Genomic DNA, 16332 nt, shown 5'->3' on the forward strand with positions numbered 1-16332 from the left:
GAGATATTATGAGCGCAGGCCACCACTCAAACGTGTAGGGAACTGCACTAGATCAACCCCGGTTGGTGCTGCTAATTGGAGATAGTCGAAAAGAGGTCTGTTCAATGGAAAATTCAAAAAGGCCGCTGATTTTGGCTTCTGTCATGCTGGCCATGTTCGTCAGTGCGGTTGAAGCCACAATCGTCTCGACCGCAATGCCCAGCATTGCTTCTGAGCTGGGCGGCTTTTCAAAATACAGTTGGGTGTTCTCAGCTTATTTACTGATGAGTACCGTAACGGTTTTAATCTACGGGAAATTATCCGATATTTTTGGGCGAAAGCGGGTATTTGCTTTTGGCATGCTGCTCTTTTTAGTCGGTTCGCTTTTATGCGGATTAGCCAATTCTATCGAAGAATTGATATTTTATCGCTTTATTCAAGGCATGGGGGCAGGGGCAGTCATGCCGATTGCCACGACTATTGTCGGTGATATTTACTCCAGGGAAGAACGCGCAAAAATACAAGGGTATTTATCGAGTGTCTGGGGAATTTCAGCAGTCACTGGACCGGCAATCGGCGGGATTCTTGTGGCGACCATCGGGTGGGAATATGTCTTCTGGCTGAATCTTCCTCTTGGCATCGTCTCTCTTCTTGGTGTAGTGCTGTTTTTAAAGGAACCCGCAAATACGAAGAAACCGGCAATTGACTATAAAGGGGCATTCTTATTAACGGCCGCTTTATCAAGCTTGCTGTATTTATTGGTTGAAGGCGGCGTATCGTTTGATTGGTTGTCCAGGCAATCGCTCATTTTAGCGGCAGCTAGCTTAGTGCTTATCGCATTGTTTGTCTGGGCAGAACGGAAAGCAGCCGATCCAATGATGCCTTTTGAAATCTGGAAGAATAAGACCATTCTGTATGCCAATCTCGTATCTTTGGCGACCGGTGTCATTTTAATCAGCATATCCAGTTATTTGCCGACCTATGTGACCGGGGTGATGGAACAGCCTGCAGCTATTGCAGGCTTCACTCTGTCCGCGATGTCGATTGGCTGGCCACTGGCAGCTTTCTTCTCGGGAAGGTTGCTGCTGAAGATCGGCTATTTCAAAACATCTTTAGCTGGCGGAATATTTCTGGTAGCGGGAACATTGTTGTTTGTCTTGATGCAGCCAGGGTTCGGTCCTTTATGGGCAGCCATGTCGAGTTTTTGCATCGGAATTGGAATGGGGCTGACCAGCACGGCCTTTATTGTTTCGATACAGGCTGCCGTTTCCTACGAACAGCGTGGATCGGCGACGGCCTCGAATATGTTCATGCGAAATTTAGGCAGCACGATAGGCGTGGCATTGCTCGGCAGCATACTTAATAGTTCTCTGCTGCGTTATTTTGCTGACAATGGCGAGAATTATTCGTTAAGCTCAATCAATGATTTATTGAGCGTGGACAGCCGTGCCGGAATTTCAACCCAGACACTGGATTTTCTCCAGCAGGCATTGGCTGGTGCGCTCCAGAATGTGTACGTGGTTACTGCATTTTTTGCGCTGCTCAGTTTCATCCTGATCTTTGGGCTTCGCGGACAGAAAGGAGTGAAGAGCAGTGTCAAATGAAGAATTGATCATTAAAGTGCTTGCGGAAGAAGGGAATATGAGAAAAGCGGCAGAGCGGCTGTTTTTATCCCAGCCGGCTTTATCCCAACGCCTTCAAACAATCGAGAAGGATTGGGGACAGCAATTGTTCATCCGTTCTCAAAAAGGGTTATCTCCAACACCAGCGGGAGAATTGGTGATTCAATACGCCAATGAAACCATCCAGCGCAAAGAAGAAGTTTTCGAAGTGCTGCACACGTTGACATCCAAAGTTCACGGCACTTTGAAAATTGCATGCGCGACAATCATCGGCCAGAACTGGCTGCCCAAAGTGCTGAAGGATTTCGTCACGCTTTACCCGGAAGCCAAAATTCAATTGATTACCGGCTGGAGCTCTGAAATCGTCCGTTCATTGTACGAAGGTGAAGCACATATCGGAATTGTCCGAGGACACACGGATTGGAAAGGGCCTAAACTGCATTTATTCAAAGATACGCTGTATCTTGTCGATAAGGAAATTCGATCGCTGGAAGAGTTGCTTCAGACGGAACGGCCATTCATTCAGTTCAAAAGCGACTCGACTTATTACGAGGAGATTCAGCAATGGTGGCAAAAGCATTTTGCCTCCAATCCGAAACGGCAGATTACAGTAGACCAGATTGAGACTTGTAAGCAGATGGCCGTCAATGGCATCGGCTATGCCATCCTGCCTTCCATTACATTGACCGGCACTGAAGATGTCCATATGATGCCTTTGACAAACAATAAAGAAGAACTTGAATTGACGCGGGATACATGGCTGATTGGCTATGAATCAGCATTCCAGCTTCGCCAAGTAGAGGCATTTGTCAATATAGTCAAAAAACATGCCGCTTTATTAAGGTGAAGCGGATGAATTATTATGCAATATCAGATATAATAACAGCATCACATAATAGAAAGAGGTTATATTGATGAAACAGATGGATGCAAATGAAATTATCTCGTACATACAGAATGCCAAAAAATCTACACCCGTTAAAGTATACATAAAAGGACAGGGCGTCGCTGGTTTGGATTATGGAACAGATTCCAAAGTATTCGGAGAAGGCAGTTCAGTTACTGTATTTGGTGAATGGGCAGATATTCAAAAGGCATTGGAAGCGAATGCTTCTGTCATCGAAGATTCGGTTGTAGAGAACGACCGCAGAAATTCAGCCATTCCATTATTGGATATGAAAAACATCAACAGCCGCATTGAACCGGGTGCGTTTATCCGTGAAAACGTGGAAATCGGCAATAATTGTGTCATCATGATGGGCGCTGTCATCAATATCGGCTCTGTTATCGGAGATGGAACAATGATCGATATGGGCGTTATATTAGGCGGCCGTGCAACTGTCGGCAAAAACTGCCATATCGGAGCCGGCGCTGTACTGGCCGGCGTGATCGAGCCGGCATCAGCTACCCCTGTCATCGTCGAAGATAATGTAATGATCGGAGCCAATGCAGTAGTTCTTGAAGGGGTTCGCATCGGCAAAGGCGCCGTAGTTGCTGCAGGGGCTATCGTGATTGAAGACGTTCCTGAAAACTCGGTAGTAGGTGGAACTCCAGCTCGCGTATTGAAATTGATGGATGAGAAAACACGTTCGAAAACTGAAATCAAACAAGAACTAAGACAGCTGTAATCGATGAATCCAATGGAATTAGTGAAAATCAGAAGAGATCTGCATCAAATTCCGGAAATTGGTTTTCAGGAAGTTAAAACACAGGCTTATCTATTGGAAGCCATTTCGCGATTGCCTCAAGAGCGGCTGGAAGTGGTGGAATGGCGTACCGGCATCGCGGTTAAAGTGCGGGGCAGCCATCCCAAGAAGCGGATTGGCTGGCGTACGGACATCGATGCTCTGCCGATTACAGAAGAGACCGGATTCGATTTCAAATCGACTCATCCCGGATATATGCATGCCTGTGGACATGATGTCCATATGGCGGTAGCACTCGGGTTGCTTGAAAAGCTGATTGACAAACCCATCAAGGATGATGCCGTGATTTTGTTTCAGCCTGCAGAAGAAGGTCCAGGAGGAGCATTGCCATTTCGTGAATGGCTGAAAAATGACAAACCGGATTTTCTTCCGGACGTGATTTGTGCGCTGCATATTGCGCCTGAACTGCCGGTCGGTACAGTCGGCACCCGGCCAGGTTTGCTGTTTGCCAATACGTCCGAGCTGTTTATCGACCTCCGGGGCAAAGGCGGCCATGCAGCCTATCCACATTTGACGGAAGATATGGCCGTTGCTGCTGCTTCGTTATTGATTCAGCTGCAGACCATCGTCAGCCGAACTGTTAATCCGATGGACTCTGCCGTTCTGACGGTCGGCAAAATGACTGCCGGAACGGTGCAAAATATTATTGCTGAGCATGCACGTTTGGAAGGGACAATCCGTACGCTGAACAGTGAATCCATGGTTCATATGAAGCGACGGATTGAAGCTATCTGCCGGGCTGTCGAAGAAGCCAATCATTGCAAGGTCACCATCGATTACGGTTCAGGGTATTTGGAAGTCAATAATAACGAGGCACTGGCGGAGAAGTTTCTCCGTTATGCCAGCGAATCTGAAGGCATTCAAGCCATTCGCAGCGAAGCGGCTATGACAGGCGAAGATTTTGGTTACTTTACCGAACAGCTGCCAGGACTGATGTTTTGGGCAGGAGTTTCTTCACCTTATGGATTGCATCACGCGAAACTGGATCCGGATGAAAAAATTCTGGACTTAATGCCAGGGTTTATCCATGGATTCATGTCAGAATTGTAGGGCGGACAGCTTAGGCTGCCGTTCTTTTTTTATGGAGAAAAATAGGAAGGGAGAGAGGATGGACGTTTAACCGCCAGCCCAGGAAAAAAGGCGTTACAACGAGATGCCTGTCTTCCTATTTTACGGGTACTGCAACAAGCACTTCTTCGTTAAAAATAATTGAAAAATTGTTATGAGAAAATGGAACTATTTAACTTAGCCAGCGTACTAATAAAGAGACAAGAAAAAGGGGGATCAACATGCACAAACGCTTGCTGGCATTTTTGGTTTTTGCATTATTTATCAGTTTGTTTATTGTGCCGCAGGTAACATTGGCAGCACCGCAAATCACGGTGGATTCCAGCGCCGGTTTTCAAAATAAGGTCAAGTACGAAAAAGGGCTGCCGCTGCAATTTACAGTGACCAATCAAGGCTCTGCATTTTCCGGAGACCTCGTGCTGAGCTATTCTGAAACCTACAATCTTGGGGCCGGTCTGGCGATGCCGATCGAGCTGGCTGAAGGCGAAAGCAAGACCTTGCAGATTGCCTCATCCGGATTGTCGGATATGTATTACACAGGAGGTCCAGGAGACCAGAACATCTTTGTATTTGAAGGTGGCTGGGAAGACGGAAAATCCATTGCCTTCAAAGGTGCAAAGATGGTCCAGCCTTCCTATTATTCGCCCATGACGTTATTTGTAGCCACCTTGACGGATAATCCGGACCGTCTGTTGCCGTTGAAGCAACTGGCGGTTCCGGCAAGCGAAGGAGTGGAAGTGTTTCATCTGAATCAATTAAAAAACTTCTCATTGCCGACCGAAGCACAGGCTTGGGACATGATCGATTACTTGGTCATTGATGAGTTTGCCTTTAGTGATTTGCCGGATCCGGCACAACAGGCAATTCTGCAATGGATGCAGCAAGGCGGCAACATGATCGTCGGTTCATCCAGCAGCGCAGAAGCTGAACTTGGCAGTTTAAGTGAATACTTGCCATTGGAACTGGGGAATTCGATTGAAGCAGCCGTTCCAGGGTTGGAGAAGCCAGTACCTGCATACGAAGCGGTTGCTAGAGAAGGAGCCGCTGTCAAGCTGCAGAAAGATGGGCAGGTTTTTGCTGCGACCCAGCCAGTGGGTACCGGAAGTTTGACGCAGCTGAGCTTTTCTCTTGGAGATGAAACGGTTTCTGCCCAAAAGGGCTATAGCAAGATGATGTCGAACTTCTTTCCGACGTCGTTGAATGCATACAATTCTATGGGCGGCCAATCGATCCTTGATTACATGAGCTATGAGGTGGGGGATGTCAACGAGCTATTCGATAGCTTTGCTGTGTCACGTCCGTTTATCCTTGCTGTCATTTTGCTTTATATCCTCTTGATTGTGCCTGTTCTTTACATTGTCTTGAAGAAAAAAGACAAACGGGAATATGCCTGGTTCATCATTCCGGGAGTCGCTTTACTGACCTCGATCGGTCTCTTCGCATATGGTGCCAAAGATCGGATCGGCAATCCGCAGATTCAGCAGACCGGTTTTTTTGAAGTGGACGTGGACAGCGGATTGAACGGTTATTATGTCAATTCCTTGTTATCAAACCGTGGCGGGAATTATCAATTCACCGCACCTTCATCGACTACCATGACTTATCGCATGGCCAGTGAATTTTCAGGCACACAGCCTTACCTTTCTGCAATGATGGAGAAAGGGGCTGCCAACAACCAAATGACTTTGCGTGATATGCGCTATTGGTCTGTAGAGTCCATCATGGGCCAGTCGTATATTGAAAACAGTGGGGATTTCACCATCGACTTGGAAGTGGCTGAAGAAAAAATTTCAGGAACAATCCGTAATAATTTTCCATTCGCTGTCGAAGACGTCTCAATTTGGACAGGGACACGCCTTTTGGATCTGGGCGATTTGAACCCAGAACAGGAACTAGCAGTGGACGAGAAAATCCAGTCAGCTATTTTGTCGCCTGCCGCTGCTATCGGCCAATCCTATGGCTATATGCCGATAGCGGATCTGAAAGAACTGGAAAAAGCCCGACGCCAGACTTTGCTCTCGACGTCCTATGAACAGATGTCACAGAACGGCAAAACGCCTTATGTGATTGCTTATACAAAAGATGCCATCGTTCCAATTACTCTTGAAAACCAGCGTGCTTCAGTGGATTCCATTCATTTGATTGCGCAAAGCTTTAAACCGAAATTGTCCTTAAGTGGAGAAATCACGCTAAATGCTGATGCTTTTGGGATGGGAATCACCGGGACCACCACTAATGCCTATTCTGAAAACGTCTCAACCGACCCCTACCTGTATTATTTGGAAGAAGGCGAGTATGACATGATCTACACGCTGCCTGAGGATATCGAGAAGGACAAATCTGCCTGGGATGAGCTGTCCGTCATTACTTCAGGGCAAAGCTTGAGCGTTTCCATTTTGAATGCCGATACCGGGAATTATGAAGAAATTACGGATTCCAATAAAAAATTCACCGATACGGCTAAAAATTATGTGGGGCCGGAAGGGACGATTAAATTGAAGCTGAAAATGTCCATGAATTCGGGGAATCCTGAAGTAGTCGTACCGAAAGTTAAATTGAAAGGAGTGATTACCCCGTGATTGAAACCATCGGATTAACTAAAAAATATGGTTCTTTTTATGCGCTGCAGGACTTGAATCTGATAGTTGAAGACAGTACCGTATTTGGATTCGTCGGTGCGAACGGCGCTGGGAAATCAACCACCTTTTCGATTTTGGCGACTCTTTTGCAGCCGACATCGGGTGACGCATTCATCAATGGAATAAGCGTCACGAAAAATCCTCAGGAAGTCAGAAAACAGATCGGCTATATGCCGGATTTCTTCGGTGTATACGATCAGCTGAAAACTGAAGAGTACTTGGATTTTTATGGGGCGAGCTATGGCATCAAGCCGAAAGAAAGGGCTGCATTGATTCCGAAGCTTTTGGAATTGGTAAATTTGGAGCACAAGCGGTATGACTATGTCGATTTGTTGTCGAGAGGAATGAAGCAACGGCTATGTTTGGCCCGTGCCTTGATCCATGATCCAAAAATCCTGATTCTTGATGAACCGGCTTCCGGTCTTGACCCGCGTGCCCGTGTAGAAATGCGGGATATTTTAAGAGAGCTGAAAGCGATGGGCAAAACTATCCTGATTTCTTCCCACATCCTTCCCGAGCTTGCAGAAATGTGCGACAGCATCGGCGTTATCGATAATGGCAGATTGATTGCACAAGGCTCTGTCCATGATATTCAAGCGCAACTGCAAAGCGAAAAAGTGCTGCGCGTTAAAGTAATGGGAGATACACAGCCGGTTGTTCCATTTTTTGAAATGGATCCCTTCGTTTCTCAGATTGAAGAACAGCGTGACAAAAACACGATTCAGTTTTTCTACCGGGGAGCAGAAGAAGACCAAATGCGGATGCTGCAACGGGCAATTGAACAAAAAATTCCGATCCTGTCATTTTCAGAAGAAGAAACCGATCTGGAAGATGTCTTTATGGCGATCACAAAAGGAGTGGAAATTGGATGAAAACTCTTTCTGCCAATCCAGTATTAATTAAGGAACTTAAATTGCGTTTCCGTAATTTGAAAAGTTTTACGGGCATCCTGTTCTATTTGATAGCCATGAGCGTTTTTGTTTTCGGTTTCATCTTTTTGGCCACCTCGCTGACGGGAAGCGGATTCTTCCGTCCTGATGAAAGCTTTATGCTGTTCAGCAGCATGACCTATATCCAGCTAGGGCTGATTTTATTCATCACTCCGGCACTGACGGCAGGAACCATCAGTTCGGAACGTGAAAAACAGACCTTGAATATTCTGCTGACAACATCTCAAACATCTTTCCAAATCATTTTTGGAAAGATGACATCATCCATCGCTTTTCTGCTGCTGATGATTGTATCTGGGCTGCCTATATACAGTCTGGTATTCTTGTACGGAGGGGTTTCTCCCAGCCAATTGCTTTTCATTTTCCTGTTTTATCTGCTGACACTGTTGGCATTAGCCAGCATCGGCGTCATGTTTTCCACATTAATCCGTAAAACGATTGTCGCGATCATTGCGACCTATGGGGCAATGATCTTCTTTGCCGGCGTCACTGCATTTTTCCTGCTGATTTCGGTCCAAGTATCTCAAATGGGCACTGCGGCACCGTCTATGTCGCCGATGGCTCATTTCTGGGCCACCATCAACCCGCCGGCGGTGCTGCTGACTTTGCTGCAGCCGACGATGGAAGGGCAGTTGCAGAGCTTGACGATGATTCCGGTTCCACTATGGATCGGCTATACGATTTTTTATATTCTGCTGACTGTTTTCTGCATTTTCATGGCGGTCAAAAAGCTTCGCGTTAATATGAATAAATACAAATAAGGAGGGATTCCCATGAACAATCGCGACATCCATAAGTATGTCAAAAAGACAGACAAGCTATTGAAAATGCTCCATTTTAGCCGCACTCTGCAGTCCGCTTTAGTTGCAGGCCTTGTTTTGGCAGTGGCTCTGCTGTTGGTGTCGCGCTTGTTTGTGCTTCCTTATTATGAATTTTATGCATATGCTGCGGGATTTTTTGCTGTAGGAAGTTGGCTATTACTGTCGTTCAAAAACTTGCCGAACCTTCAGCAGGCAGTTCAGGAGTTGGACCGGTTCACACCACATAATCAGCTGCTGACGGTGTGGAGGCTGACCGAAAAAAATCCTTTAGCGGAAGAGTTGACTAAAAAGACTGCACAAACCGTTCCTTTCAGCTATCAGTTGTTCCGTAAAGAACGCAAAGCCTGGCTGCGGCCCAAGTGGTTGATTGGGGCTGTCGTCAGTGCGACTTTAATGGTGCTGCTCCTGATCTTTCCGAGCAATTTGCAAAACCAGGCGAATGACGTAGAAAAAGAGCTCGAATTGGTGGAAGACATAAAAAAAGAAGTCGATGAAATGAATAAACAGGCAGAAACAGAAATTGTGAAAAAAGAATTGGATACATTAAAAACAACGATTGAAGATGAAAAAGACCCTGAAGCGGTATTGAGAGAAGTGGTGAAAAAGCAAAAAGAACTGGACTTGAAGGAACGGCAACTGGCTGAAAAAAAGGATGCAAGTGCCGAAGCAATATCCAAAGACATTGGGAAAGCTGCTGATCAATTAGCTGGACAAGCCGGAAAAACCCAAACAGCTTTGAGCAATATGGGGAAACCGGTAGCATTTCCTCTGCAGCAGACCATCGCTAACCGTGAACAATCAACACAAGAAAATCCAAGTGAATCTGAAACCGGCAAATCATCTGAGGGAACAGGTGACGCCGGCAGTTCCGATGCAAACGGCCAATCATCCAATAATGAAGAAGGAAAAGAAGGCGAAGGTGAGAGTAAGGGCCAAAGCCAGGCACAAGGCCAAGGCCAAGGCCAAGGGCAAGGTCAGGGTCAAGGACAAGGACAAGGACAAGGACAAGGAGAAGGACAAGGACAAGGACAAGGACAAGGTCAGGGACAAGGCCAGGGACAAGGCCAGGGTCAGGGGCAAGGTCAAGGACAAGGCCAGGGGGCCGGGAAGGGCAAAGGCAGTCGGGATTTATTGACCGTCCCATCCAGAATTGGCGGTCAAGGAGAAACGGCAGTGGACAGTGGCGAAATTGGCGAAGGCAAGGCAGCGGGAGAGCAGCAAGGAGCCGTTCCTGCCACCAAAGGCACAATCCAGCCATATGAAGAGGTCGTGGGCGATTATTCGGATGCCTATTTTTCAAGCGCGGACCGTCTACAATTGCCGCCTGATCTGCAGACCATTGTAGAGCAATACTTTACGGATATTGAAACCGACAAATAGAAAAGAGGGTTCTCATGACATACACAACGGATCAATTTACAGAAATGAGCCAATTGCTTCAGGAAGTCAAAGAAGAAATTGGACGCTTTATCGTCGGCCAGGAACGGGCTGTCGAGTTTTCTTTATACGCGATTCTAGCGGATGGCCATGCCTTGCTAGAAGGGCTTCCCGGGCTTGGCAAGACGATGCTGATCCGGACCATTTCGGACGTACTCGATTTGTCGTTTTCAAGAATCCAGTTTACTCCTGATTTGATGCCATCGGATATTACAGGGACCAGTCTGATTGAGCGGGATGCAGAAGGGCGCCAGCAGTTTACGTTCCGGGAAGGGCCAATATTCCACCAAATGGTATTGGCTGATGAAATTAACCGGGCTACTCCTAAAACACAAAGTGCATTGCTTGAGGCGATGGGAGAAAAAACAGTGACGATTCTTGGCGATACGAAAAAGATGGCACGCCCATTTTTTGTATTGGCAACACAGAATCCGATTGAAATGGAAGGAACCTATCCGTTGCCGGAAGCACAAATGGACCGCTTCCTATGCAAAATACTGGTTTCTTATCCGACACGCAACGAATTGGCTGAAATCAGCCGCCGAACGACAGGAGCCCAAACGATCAGCCTCAGCAAAAAGATGAATACAGAAGGGTTGGTCGAGGCGCAACAGATGGTAAAAGAAGTGCTGATGGCAGATGATATTTTAATGGTGGCTGTGGATATTATACAAAATACCCATCCTGAGCATTCAGAGCACGAAGCAATCCAGCAATATGTCCAGTATGGAAGTGGACCACGCGGCTTGCAGAGCCTGATTCGATTGGCTAAGGCGCGTGCCTTGATGGAAGGACGCTATCATGTATCGATCGGTGATTTGAAGTATGTGGCCAAACCGGTACTTCGGCATCGCATGCTGTTGAATTACGAAGCTGAAGCGATGGGCAAAGAAGCGGACGAGTTGATTGACTTGGTGCTCAGCAATGCTGGAAAAGGCGTTGTCAAATGATGTTGTTGAATCTGCCTGCCGATTGGGGTTCACGTGTGAGCCGTTATGCCATTGGAACAAAGGCAAAAATCAGGGGCCACCATAAAGGGTCACATCGTTCTATGCGGTTTGGCAGTTCGCTGGATTTCTCCGATTTTCGGGAATACCATCCAGGAGATGATGTCCGCCACATTGACTGGAATGTATACGCACGGACTGAAAAGGTCTATATCAAACGGTTTTTGGATGAACAGGAAATGCGTATCCACATCTTGTTAGACAGCTCCAAGTCAATGGACAGCAAATGGCTGTTTGCCGAACAGCTGGCCTTTTCTTTGGGTCTGATGGCGTTGTCGAACGATGACCGCCTGACGGTTTCGGCTGGACAAAAAGAGACGATTCCTTTTCGGAAAAAAGGGAAGTCGGCCAGAAAGTTATTCGAGCATTTTATGGCTTCTATGCCGGATCCCGAAAATCTGTCATTCGCAAAACAGGCAAGTTTTCATGCAGCAAAAGACTCGACGGTATTGTTCATCCTATCGGATGGATTGGAACCGCTGGAAGACTGGCAGGTATTCTTCAAACAGGCTCCTGCTTATGCGCATGATATCCGCTTTATCCATATTACGACGGAAGACGAACGGTCACCTTCGTATAAAGGAGATCTTCGTTTTATCGATGATGAAACCCAGCAGGTATTGAACGTCACGGTTACAGAAGAAGCGCTTCGCGCATACCGGAAGCAAAGTGAGCTTCACACCAAAGGGCTGGAATCGCTTTGCCGAACATATGGAATCGCTTATTTGCCGTTGCAGACAGAAGAAGGAATCGAGCAGGTGCTGTTTCAGCAGATGGTTCGGAAAAATTGGATTAAATGAGGTGAAACGGCATGGGGGCATCGAATTGGGGAATGATCTGGACAGCAGTTATGCCGTTGGCCGTGATCCTCTATTATTTCTTCAGGAAAAAATACAAGGACCAGCGCGTGTCATCAACAATGTTCTGGCAGGAACGGATGAAAGAGCTGAAAGCTTCACCGTACCTGAAAAAATTGCAGCATCATTTATTGTTTTATTTGCAGCTGGCGGCTCTCCTGTTTTGTGTACTGGGATTATTGGGGCCGTTCAGCGAGTCGGAAACGCTGGCAGGCAATAACTTTATCTTTGTCGTCGACACATCGGCGACGATGCTTGCGGGTTCCCCCACACATTTTGAAAAGCAGCAGGAGGAAATGAAAAAGTTGGCAGCCCAAGCTGGAGGGAAACCCGTCACTATCGTCACGACAGGAGCCAGTCCAGAAGTAGTGGTCCGCAATGAACAGGACCAAAGAGTTTTGGAGCGGGCGATTGACCAACTGGAAGTAAGGTATGAAAAGGCTGAAATGGAACAGACAATTTTGTTTGCTGATACGCTTGCAGCCAACGAATCAACGGTCATTCATATTTTTACGGATTCATTGGACCGTGCTGTACTGGCCAACAAAACCGGCCAACGTTATCAAGTCCACGGATTTAATGAATCACTGCGCAATGTTTCCATTGAGCAGTTCGGTCTATCAGAGACTGAAGCGGGTGCACGGGGCATCGTCCAGCTGGTAAACAACAGTGAAGATCCCCTGCAGGCGACAGTCCGTCTATCGGCAGGCAACATAGAGAAGACAGCGGAAGTAGAGCTGGAGCCTTCAATGGAATTGCTTGTTCCTTTCGAAGAGCTGCCCAATGAAAAGTTGTGGCAGGCGACTGTAGAAGTGGAAGATGATTATGCGGCTGATAACACAATGGCGACTTATCTGGCGCCGCCAGGAAATGCGGTCGTGATTGACTCATCATTGCATGAACTGATCGCCAGCGGGTTCCGTTCAACGGATTTGGAAGTTCACCTGGCAGAGTCGGTCCAGTTAGAACCGGATTCAGCACTGCCGCTGGTTACCAACCAAAGCGAATTATTGGATGGAACAGCGCCGGTTCTACTGATTGGCCGTAATGATGAAAAAGCTTTCGAAGTAGCCGGAGAAATTGAAGCACAAGCGCATCCGCTCTTTACTTACGCTTCTTTGGAAGATGTCTATGTATCCCAGCTGTATCCACCTTTTGAAGGGTTCGAAACAATTGCGTCGATTGATGGGCATCCTTTCATTCAAGTGTCTCCTGAAGGCGATATTGCCGTGCTGACGGATATTCAGTTGACCGACTGGCCGCTGTATCCGTCATTTCCGTTATTTCTTTGGAGCGCGATGGATAGTTTATCTGGAGATGCAGCGTTTCTCGGATTTTTTCAGCCCAACGAACATCGCTCGGTTTCTCTCGCTTCCGATACAGGAGAATGGGAAATCTTTAAAGATGGCACTTACCTCTATTCTTATATAGAAGGCAGCGGCCCGTTTATTTCACCGTCTGAACCAGGAGTTTATGAAGTGATTGGTGAACAAGAGACCAGGAACATGATTGTTCAGCTGGCAAATGAAGAGAAGACGTTGGGAGCCGGTTCTTCCTATGCGATGGGGCTGGCGACAACCGCCCAGGACACAGTCCGTTTTTCTTTCGTGCCGTATATTATTGTGTTGATTTTGCTGCTGGTTGCTGTGGAATGGGAGGTGTACCGCCGTGGAATTGCAACTCGATGAACCGCTTTGGCTGATTTTGCTCCTTCCTGCCGCCCTCTACTTTGGCTGGTTTGGTTTAAAGAATTTTCCTGCCAGTTCCAAAATGGCGAAAACAGTTTTTATTCTTCGTGTATTCGTGGTGGCTTTATTGATCTTCGCCTTGGCGGGGCCATCGCTGTTCAGTCCGGTAAAAGAAGAACAAGTGATTTTCCTGTTGGACCGATCGGCGTCTCTTGAAGGAATGGAGACCGAAATGGCGGCAGCAGTGGAAAAAGCTTTAAACGCTCAAAAAGATCATCAGTCGGTTGCCGTCTATACATTCGCCGAGGATTTCCTGAGCCTTCTGCCGATGACAGCAGAACCTCAGACTTTGCCTGCGGAACTGGCGATCGGCCAGAACGGCCATACCAATATCGCCCGGGCACTGGAGCTGGCTTCAAATAGTGGAGACACAGACCTTGCGACACGGTTGGTGGTTTTGACTGATGGCAATGAAACACAATCTTCTGCCATCGAAAGCTTGAATCGCCTAGAATCGGACCGTTTGCAAGTGGATGTTTGGCCCATCGAACAATCTGCAGTGAACGATATGGCCGTCAGCCGCTTTGAAACGCCTTCACGGGCATTTTTGGGAGAGGCACAGGCATTTTCTGTCTCCATTGATTCAGATGCAGAAGCTCAGGCAAAATTGATCTTTTCGGTTAACGACCGCGATTTGGATGCAAAAGAGATCTCCTTGGCAGAAGGCCAAAATGTCTTCAATTATACCTATCCGGCCAGTTCGGAAGGCTTGCTGAAGTATGAAGTGCGTTTGGAGGCTGCTGAAGATGCTTTTCTCGAGAACAATTCATTGGCGAGCATTACGGAAGTTTCCGGCAATCCGGAAGTACTGGTGGTCAATGGCGGAGAGCCGAGTCCGATTGCCGCTTTATTGGACACAAATAATTTGCGTGTAACCGAACTCTCTGGCGCTGAACTGCCGAGCAGCTTATCCGCTATTCTTCGTTATGACTCCATTATTTTCGACAACGTATCAGGAACTTCTGTCGGTGAACAGCAAATGGCCATTATTGAACAAGCTGTCCAGCAATTCGGTGTCGGTTTTATGATGGTCGGCGGCGATCAAAGTTTTGGGTTGGGAGGTTATTTCAAGACGCCGATTGAACGCCTGTTGCCGGTGGAAATGGAAGTCCAAGGCAAACATGAATTGCCTTCACTAGGCCTCATGATTGTGATGGACCGTTCAGGAAGCATGATGGGAATGAAGTTGGAGCTCGCCAAAGAAGCGGCAGCCCGCTCTATCGAATTGCTGCGTCCGGATGATACCTTGGGCGTCATCGCATTTGATGACCAGCCATGGGAAATTTTGCCGACTGCCAAAATGGCCGATCCGCAGGCCGCGGTGGATAAGGTCTTGGGAATTACGCCAGGAGGCGGGACTGAAATCTATCGTTCTTTGCAAAAGGCTTATATGGAATTGGAAGATTTGAAACTGCAGCGGAAACACATCATTCTATTGACGGATGGCCAATCTGCTACATCAAATGACTATGACGCGTTGATTGAAAATGGCAAAGACAATAACATCACCTTGTCGACAGTGTCGATCGGACAAGATGCTGACCGCAATCTGCTGGAACAGTTGGCGGACACAGGAAGTGGGCGTTTCTATGATGTGACGGATGCTACTACGATTCCTGCCATCCTGTCGCGTGAAACTATCATGATGTCGCGGACTTACATTGTCGATCAACCGTTTTACCCGATCGTTTACAGCAGCAAATGGGATGATTTATTTGCAGAAGGTGTTCCGCAACTCAATGCCTATATTGCAACTACAGCCAAGAGTACCGCAACCATTGCACTGGAGAGTGAAGAAGGCGATCCTGTGCTGGCGAGCTGGAATTACGGCCTTGGAAAAACGGTTGCTTTCACTTCCGGCAGTGGTGCATGGAGTGGGGACTTCCAAAGCTGGGCTCAGTGGCCGGATTTCTGGAACCGCAGCGTGGCTGAATTGCAGCCTACATTTGAAGAGATTCCTTATTCGGTCATTCGGAAAGAACAAGGAGTCTACACGGTAGAAGATCCTACACAGAGTTCTGCGATCTTGACGGTGGCGGCAGTTGACGAAGAAGGCAATGACATTCCACTGCAGACAGAGCCGGTGGCACCTGGAAAAGTTGAAGTCAAGTTGGATGCCGATCCGGGACTGGTCTTTTTCAGCGTCAGCAATGAAAACGGAGCGGCCTTTAAAACAGGGCTGACTATTCCATACGGCGATGAATACCGAACGGCATCAGCCAATATGCCTCTTTTGACAGCCTTGGCTGAACGGACAGGAGGGCAAGTATTGGGTACACTGGATGAAGCGTTCCGTGACATGCCTTATACCAGCGGTACGGTCCGCCCGATTCAATTGTGGCTGCTGTTGGCGGGGATGGTTCTGTTCTTTACAGACATCACACTCCGACGCTTTGGTCTGCCGAAACTCATACAAAAAAGAAAAACCGCTAAAGAAGAGGACTCTTCTCCTGCGGCAATTGATCAATTAATAAAAGCGAAAAAGAGGAATTGACTCT

At 47.4% G+C, this 16332-nt stretch carries 12 protein-coding genes; all 12 read left to right on the forward strand.

All coding sequences use genetic code 11. From position 1 onward, the window contains the following. The first annotated feature begins 104 nt into the window (after window positions 1-104). Complete coding sequence (locus QMA01_RS01715; RefSeq protein WP_290214182.1) at window positions 105-1583, forward strand: MDR family MFS transporter; 1479 nt, start codon at window positions 105-107, stop codon at window positions 1581-1583. After that, window positions 1573-2448: a LysR family transcriptional regulator gene (locus QMA01_RS01720; RefSeq protein WP_290214183.1), complete on the forward strand. Its 876-nt coding sequence runs from the start codon at window positions 1573-1575 to the stop codon at window positions 2446-2448. Before QMA01_RS01715 ends, QMA01_RS01720 begins: the two co-directional genes overlap by 11 nt. A gap of 67 nt (window positions 2449-2515) precedes the next feature. Then, the gene (gene dapD, locus QMA01_RS01725) at window positions 2516-3229 is read left to right on the forward strand and encodes a 2,3,4,5-tetrahydropyridine-2,6-dicarboxylate N-acetyltransferase (protein WP_290214184.1); all 714 of its coding nucleotides are present in this window, start codon (window positions 2516-2518) and stop codon (window positions 3227-3229) included. A 12-nt stretch (window positions 3230-3241) separates the two neighbouring features. Then, window positions 3242-4357: an N-acetyldiaminopimelate deacetylase gene (locus QMA01_RS01730; RefSeq protein ID WP_290184494.1), complete on the forward strand. Its 1116-nt coding sequence runs from the start codon at window positions 3242-3244 to the stop codon at window positions 4355-4357. A 239-nt stretch (window positions 4358-4596) separates the two neighbouring features. Next, window positions 4597-6954: a hypothetical protein gene (locus QMA01_RS01735; protein ID WP_191713925.1), complete on the forward strand. Its 2358-nt coding sequence runs from the start codon at window positions 4597-4599 to the stop codon at window positions 6952-6954. Next, window positions 6951-7886: an ABC transporter ATP-binding protein gene (locus QMA01_RS01740; protein ID WP_290184498.1), complete on the forward strand. Its 936-nt coding sequence runs from the start codon at window positions 6951-6953 to the stop codon at window positions 7884-7886. Before QMA01_RS01735 ends, QMA01_RS01740 begins: the two co-directional genes overlap by 4 nt. Further along, window positions 7883-8725: an ABC transporter permease gene (locus QMA01_RS01745; RefSeq protein ID WP_191713927.1), complete on the forward strand. Its 843-nt coding sequence runs from the start codon at window positions 7883-7885 to the stop codon at window positions 8723-8725. The genes QMA01_RS01740 and QMA01_RS01745 overlap by 4 nt, the downstream gene beginning before the upstream one ends. 12 nt (window positions 8726-8737) lie before the next feature. After that, window positions 8738-10165 carry a hypothetical protein gene (locus QMA01_RS01750; RefSeq protein WP_290214185.1) on the forward strand — a complete coding sequence of 476 codons (1428 nt, stop codon included), beginning with the start codon at window positions 8738-8740 and terminating at the stop codon, window positions 10163-10165. A gap of 14 nt (window positions 10166-10179) precedes the next feature. Further along, window positions 10180-11172, forward strand: a complete 993-nt coding sequence (locus QMA01_RS01755) for an AAA family ATPase (RefSeq protein ID WP_191713929.1) — start codon at window positions 10180-10182, stop codon at window positions 11170-11172. Next, complete coding sequence (locus QMA01_RS01760; protein ID WP_290214186.1) at window positions 11169-12029, forward strand: DUF58 domain-containing protein; 861 nt, start codon at window positions 11169-11171, stop codon at window positions 12027-12029. Before QMA01_RS01755 ends, QMA01_RS01760 begins: the two co-directional genes overlap by 4 nt. An 11-nt stretch (window positions 12030-12040) precedes the next feature. Continuing rightward, a complete protein-coding gene (locus QMA01_RS01765; protein WP_191713930.1) occupies window positions 12041-13774 on the forward strand; it encodes a vWA domain-containing protein in 1734 nt (577 codons plus the stop codon). After that, window positions 13755-16328, forward strand: a complete 2574-nt coding sequence (locus QMA01_RS01770) for a VWA domain-containing protein (RefSeq protein WP_290214187.1) — start codon at window positions 13755-13757, stop codon at window positions 16326-16328. Before QMA01_RS01765 ends, QMA01_RS01770 begins: the two co-directional genes overlap by 20 nt. Window positions 16329-16332: the final 4 nt, after the last annotated feature.

The organism is Planococcus notacanthi (assembly GCF_030407825.1).
Taxonomy (GTDB): Bacteria; Bacillota; Bacilli; order Bacillales_A; family Planococcaceae; genus Planococcus; species Planococcus notacanthi.

What these genes read in the sequence shown, in the direction of transcription:
- QMA01_RS01765 (WP_191713930.1), top strand. Translation starts at nt 12,041, where the DNA reads ATGGGGGCATCGAATTGGGGAATGATCTGGACAGCAGTTATGCCGTTG.
- QMA01_RS01745 (WP_191713927.1), top strand. Translation starts at nt 7,883, where the DNA reads ATGAAAACTCTTTCTGCCAATCCAGTATTAATTAAGGAACTTAAATTG.
- QMA01_RS01715 (WP_290214182.1), top strand. Translation starts at nt 105, where the DNA reads ATGGAAAATTCAAAAAGGCCGCTGATTTTGGCTTCTGTCATGCTGGCC.
- dapD (WP_290214184.1), top strand. Translation starts at nt 2,516, where the DNA reads ATGAAACAGATGGATGCAAATGAAATTATCTCGTACATACAGAATGCC.
- QMA01_RS01755 (WP_191713929.1), top strand. Translation starts at nt 10,180, where the DNA reads ATGACATACACAACGGATCAATTTACAGAAATGAGCCAATTGCTTCAG.
- QMA01_RS01730 (WP_290184494.1), top strand. Translation starts at nt 3,242, where the DNA reads ATGGAATTAGTGAAAATCAGAAGAGATCTGCATCAAATTCCGGAAATT.
- QMA01_RS01760 (WP_290214186.1), top strand. Translation starts at nt 11,169, where the DNA reads ATGATGTTGTTGAATCTGCCTGCCGATTGGGGTTCACGTGTGAGCCGT.
- QMA01_RS01750 (WP_290214185.1), top strand. Translation starts at nt 8,738, where the DNA reads ATGAACAATCGCGACATCCATAAGTATGTCAAAAAGACAGACAAGCTA.
- QMA01_RS01735 (WP_191713925.1), top strand. Translation starts at nt 4,597, where the DNA reads ATGCACAAACGCTTGCTGGCATTTTTGGTTTTTGCATTATTTATCAGT.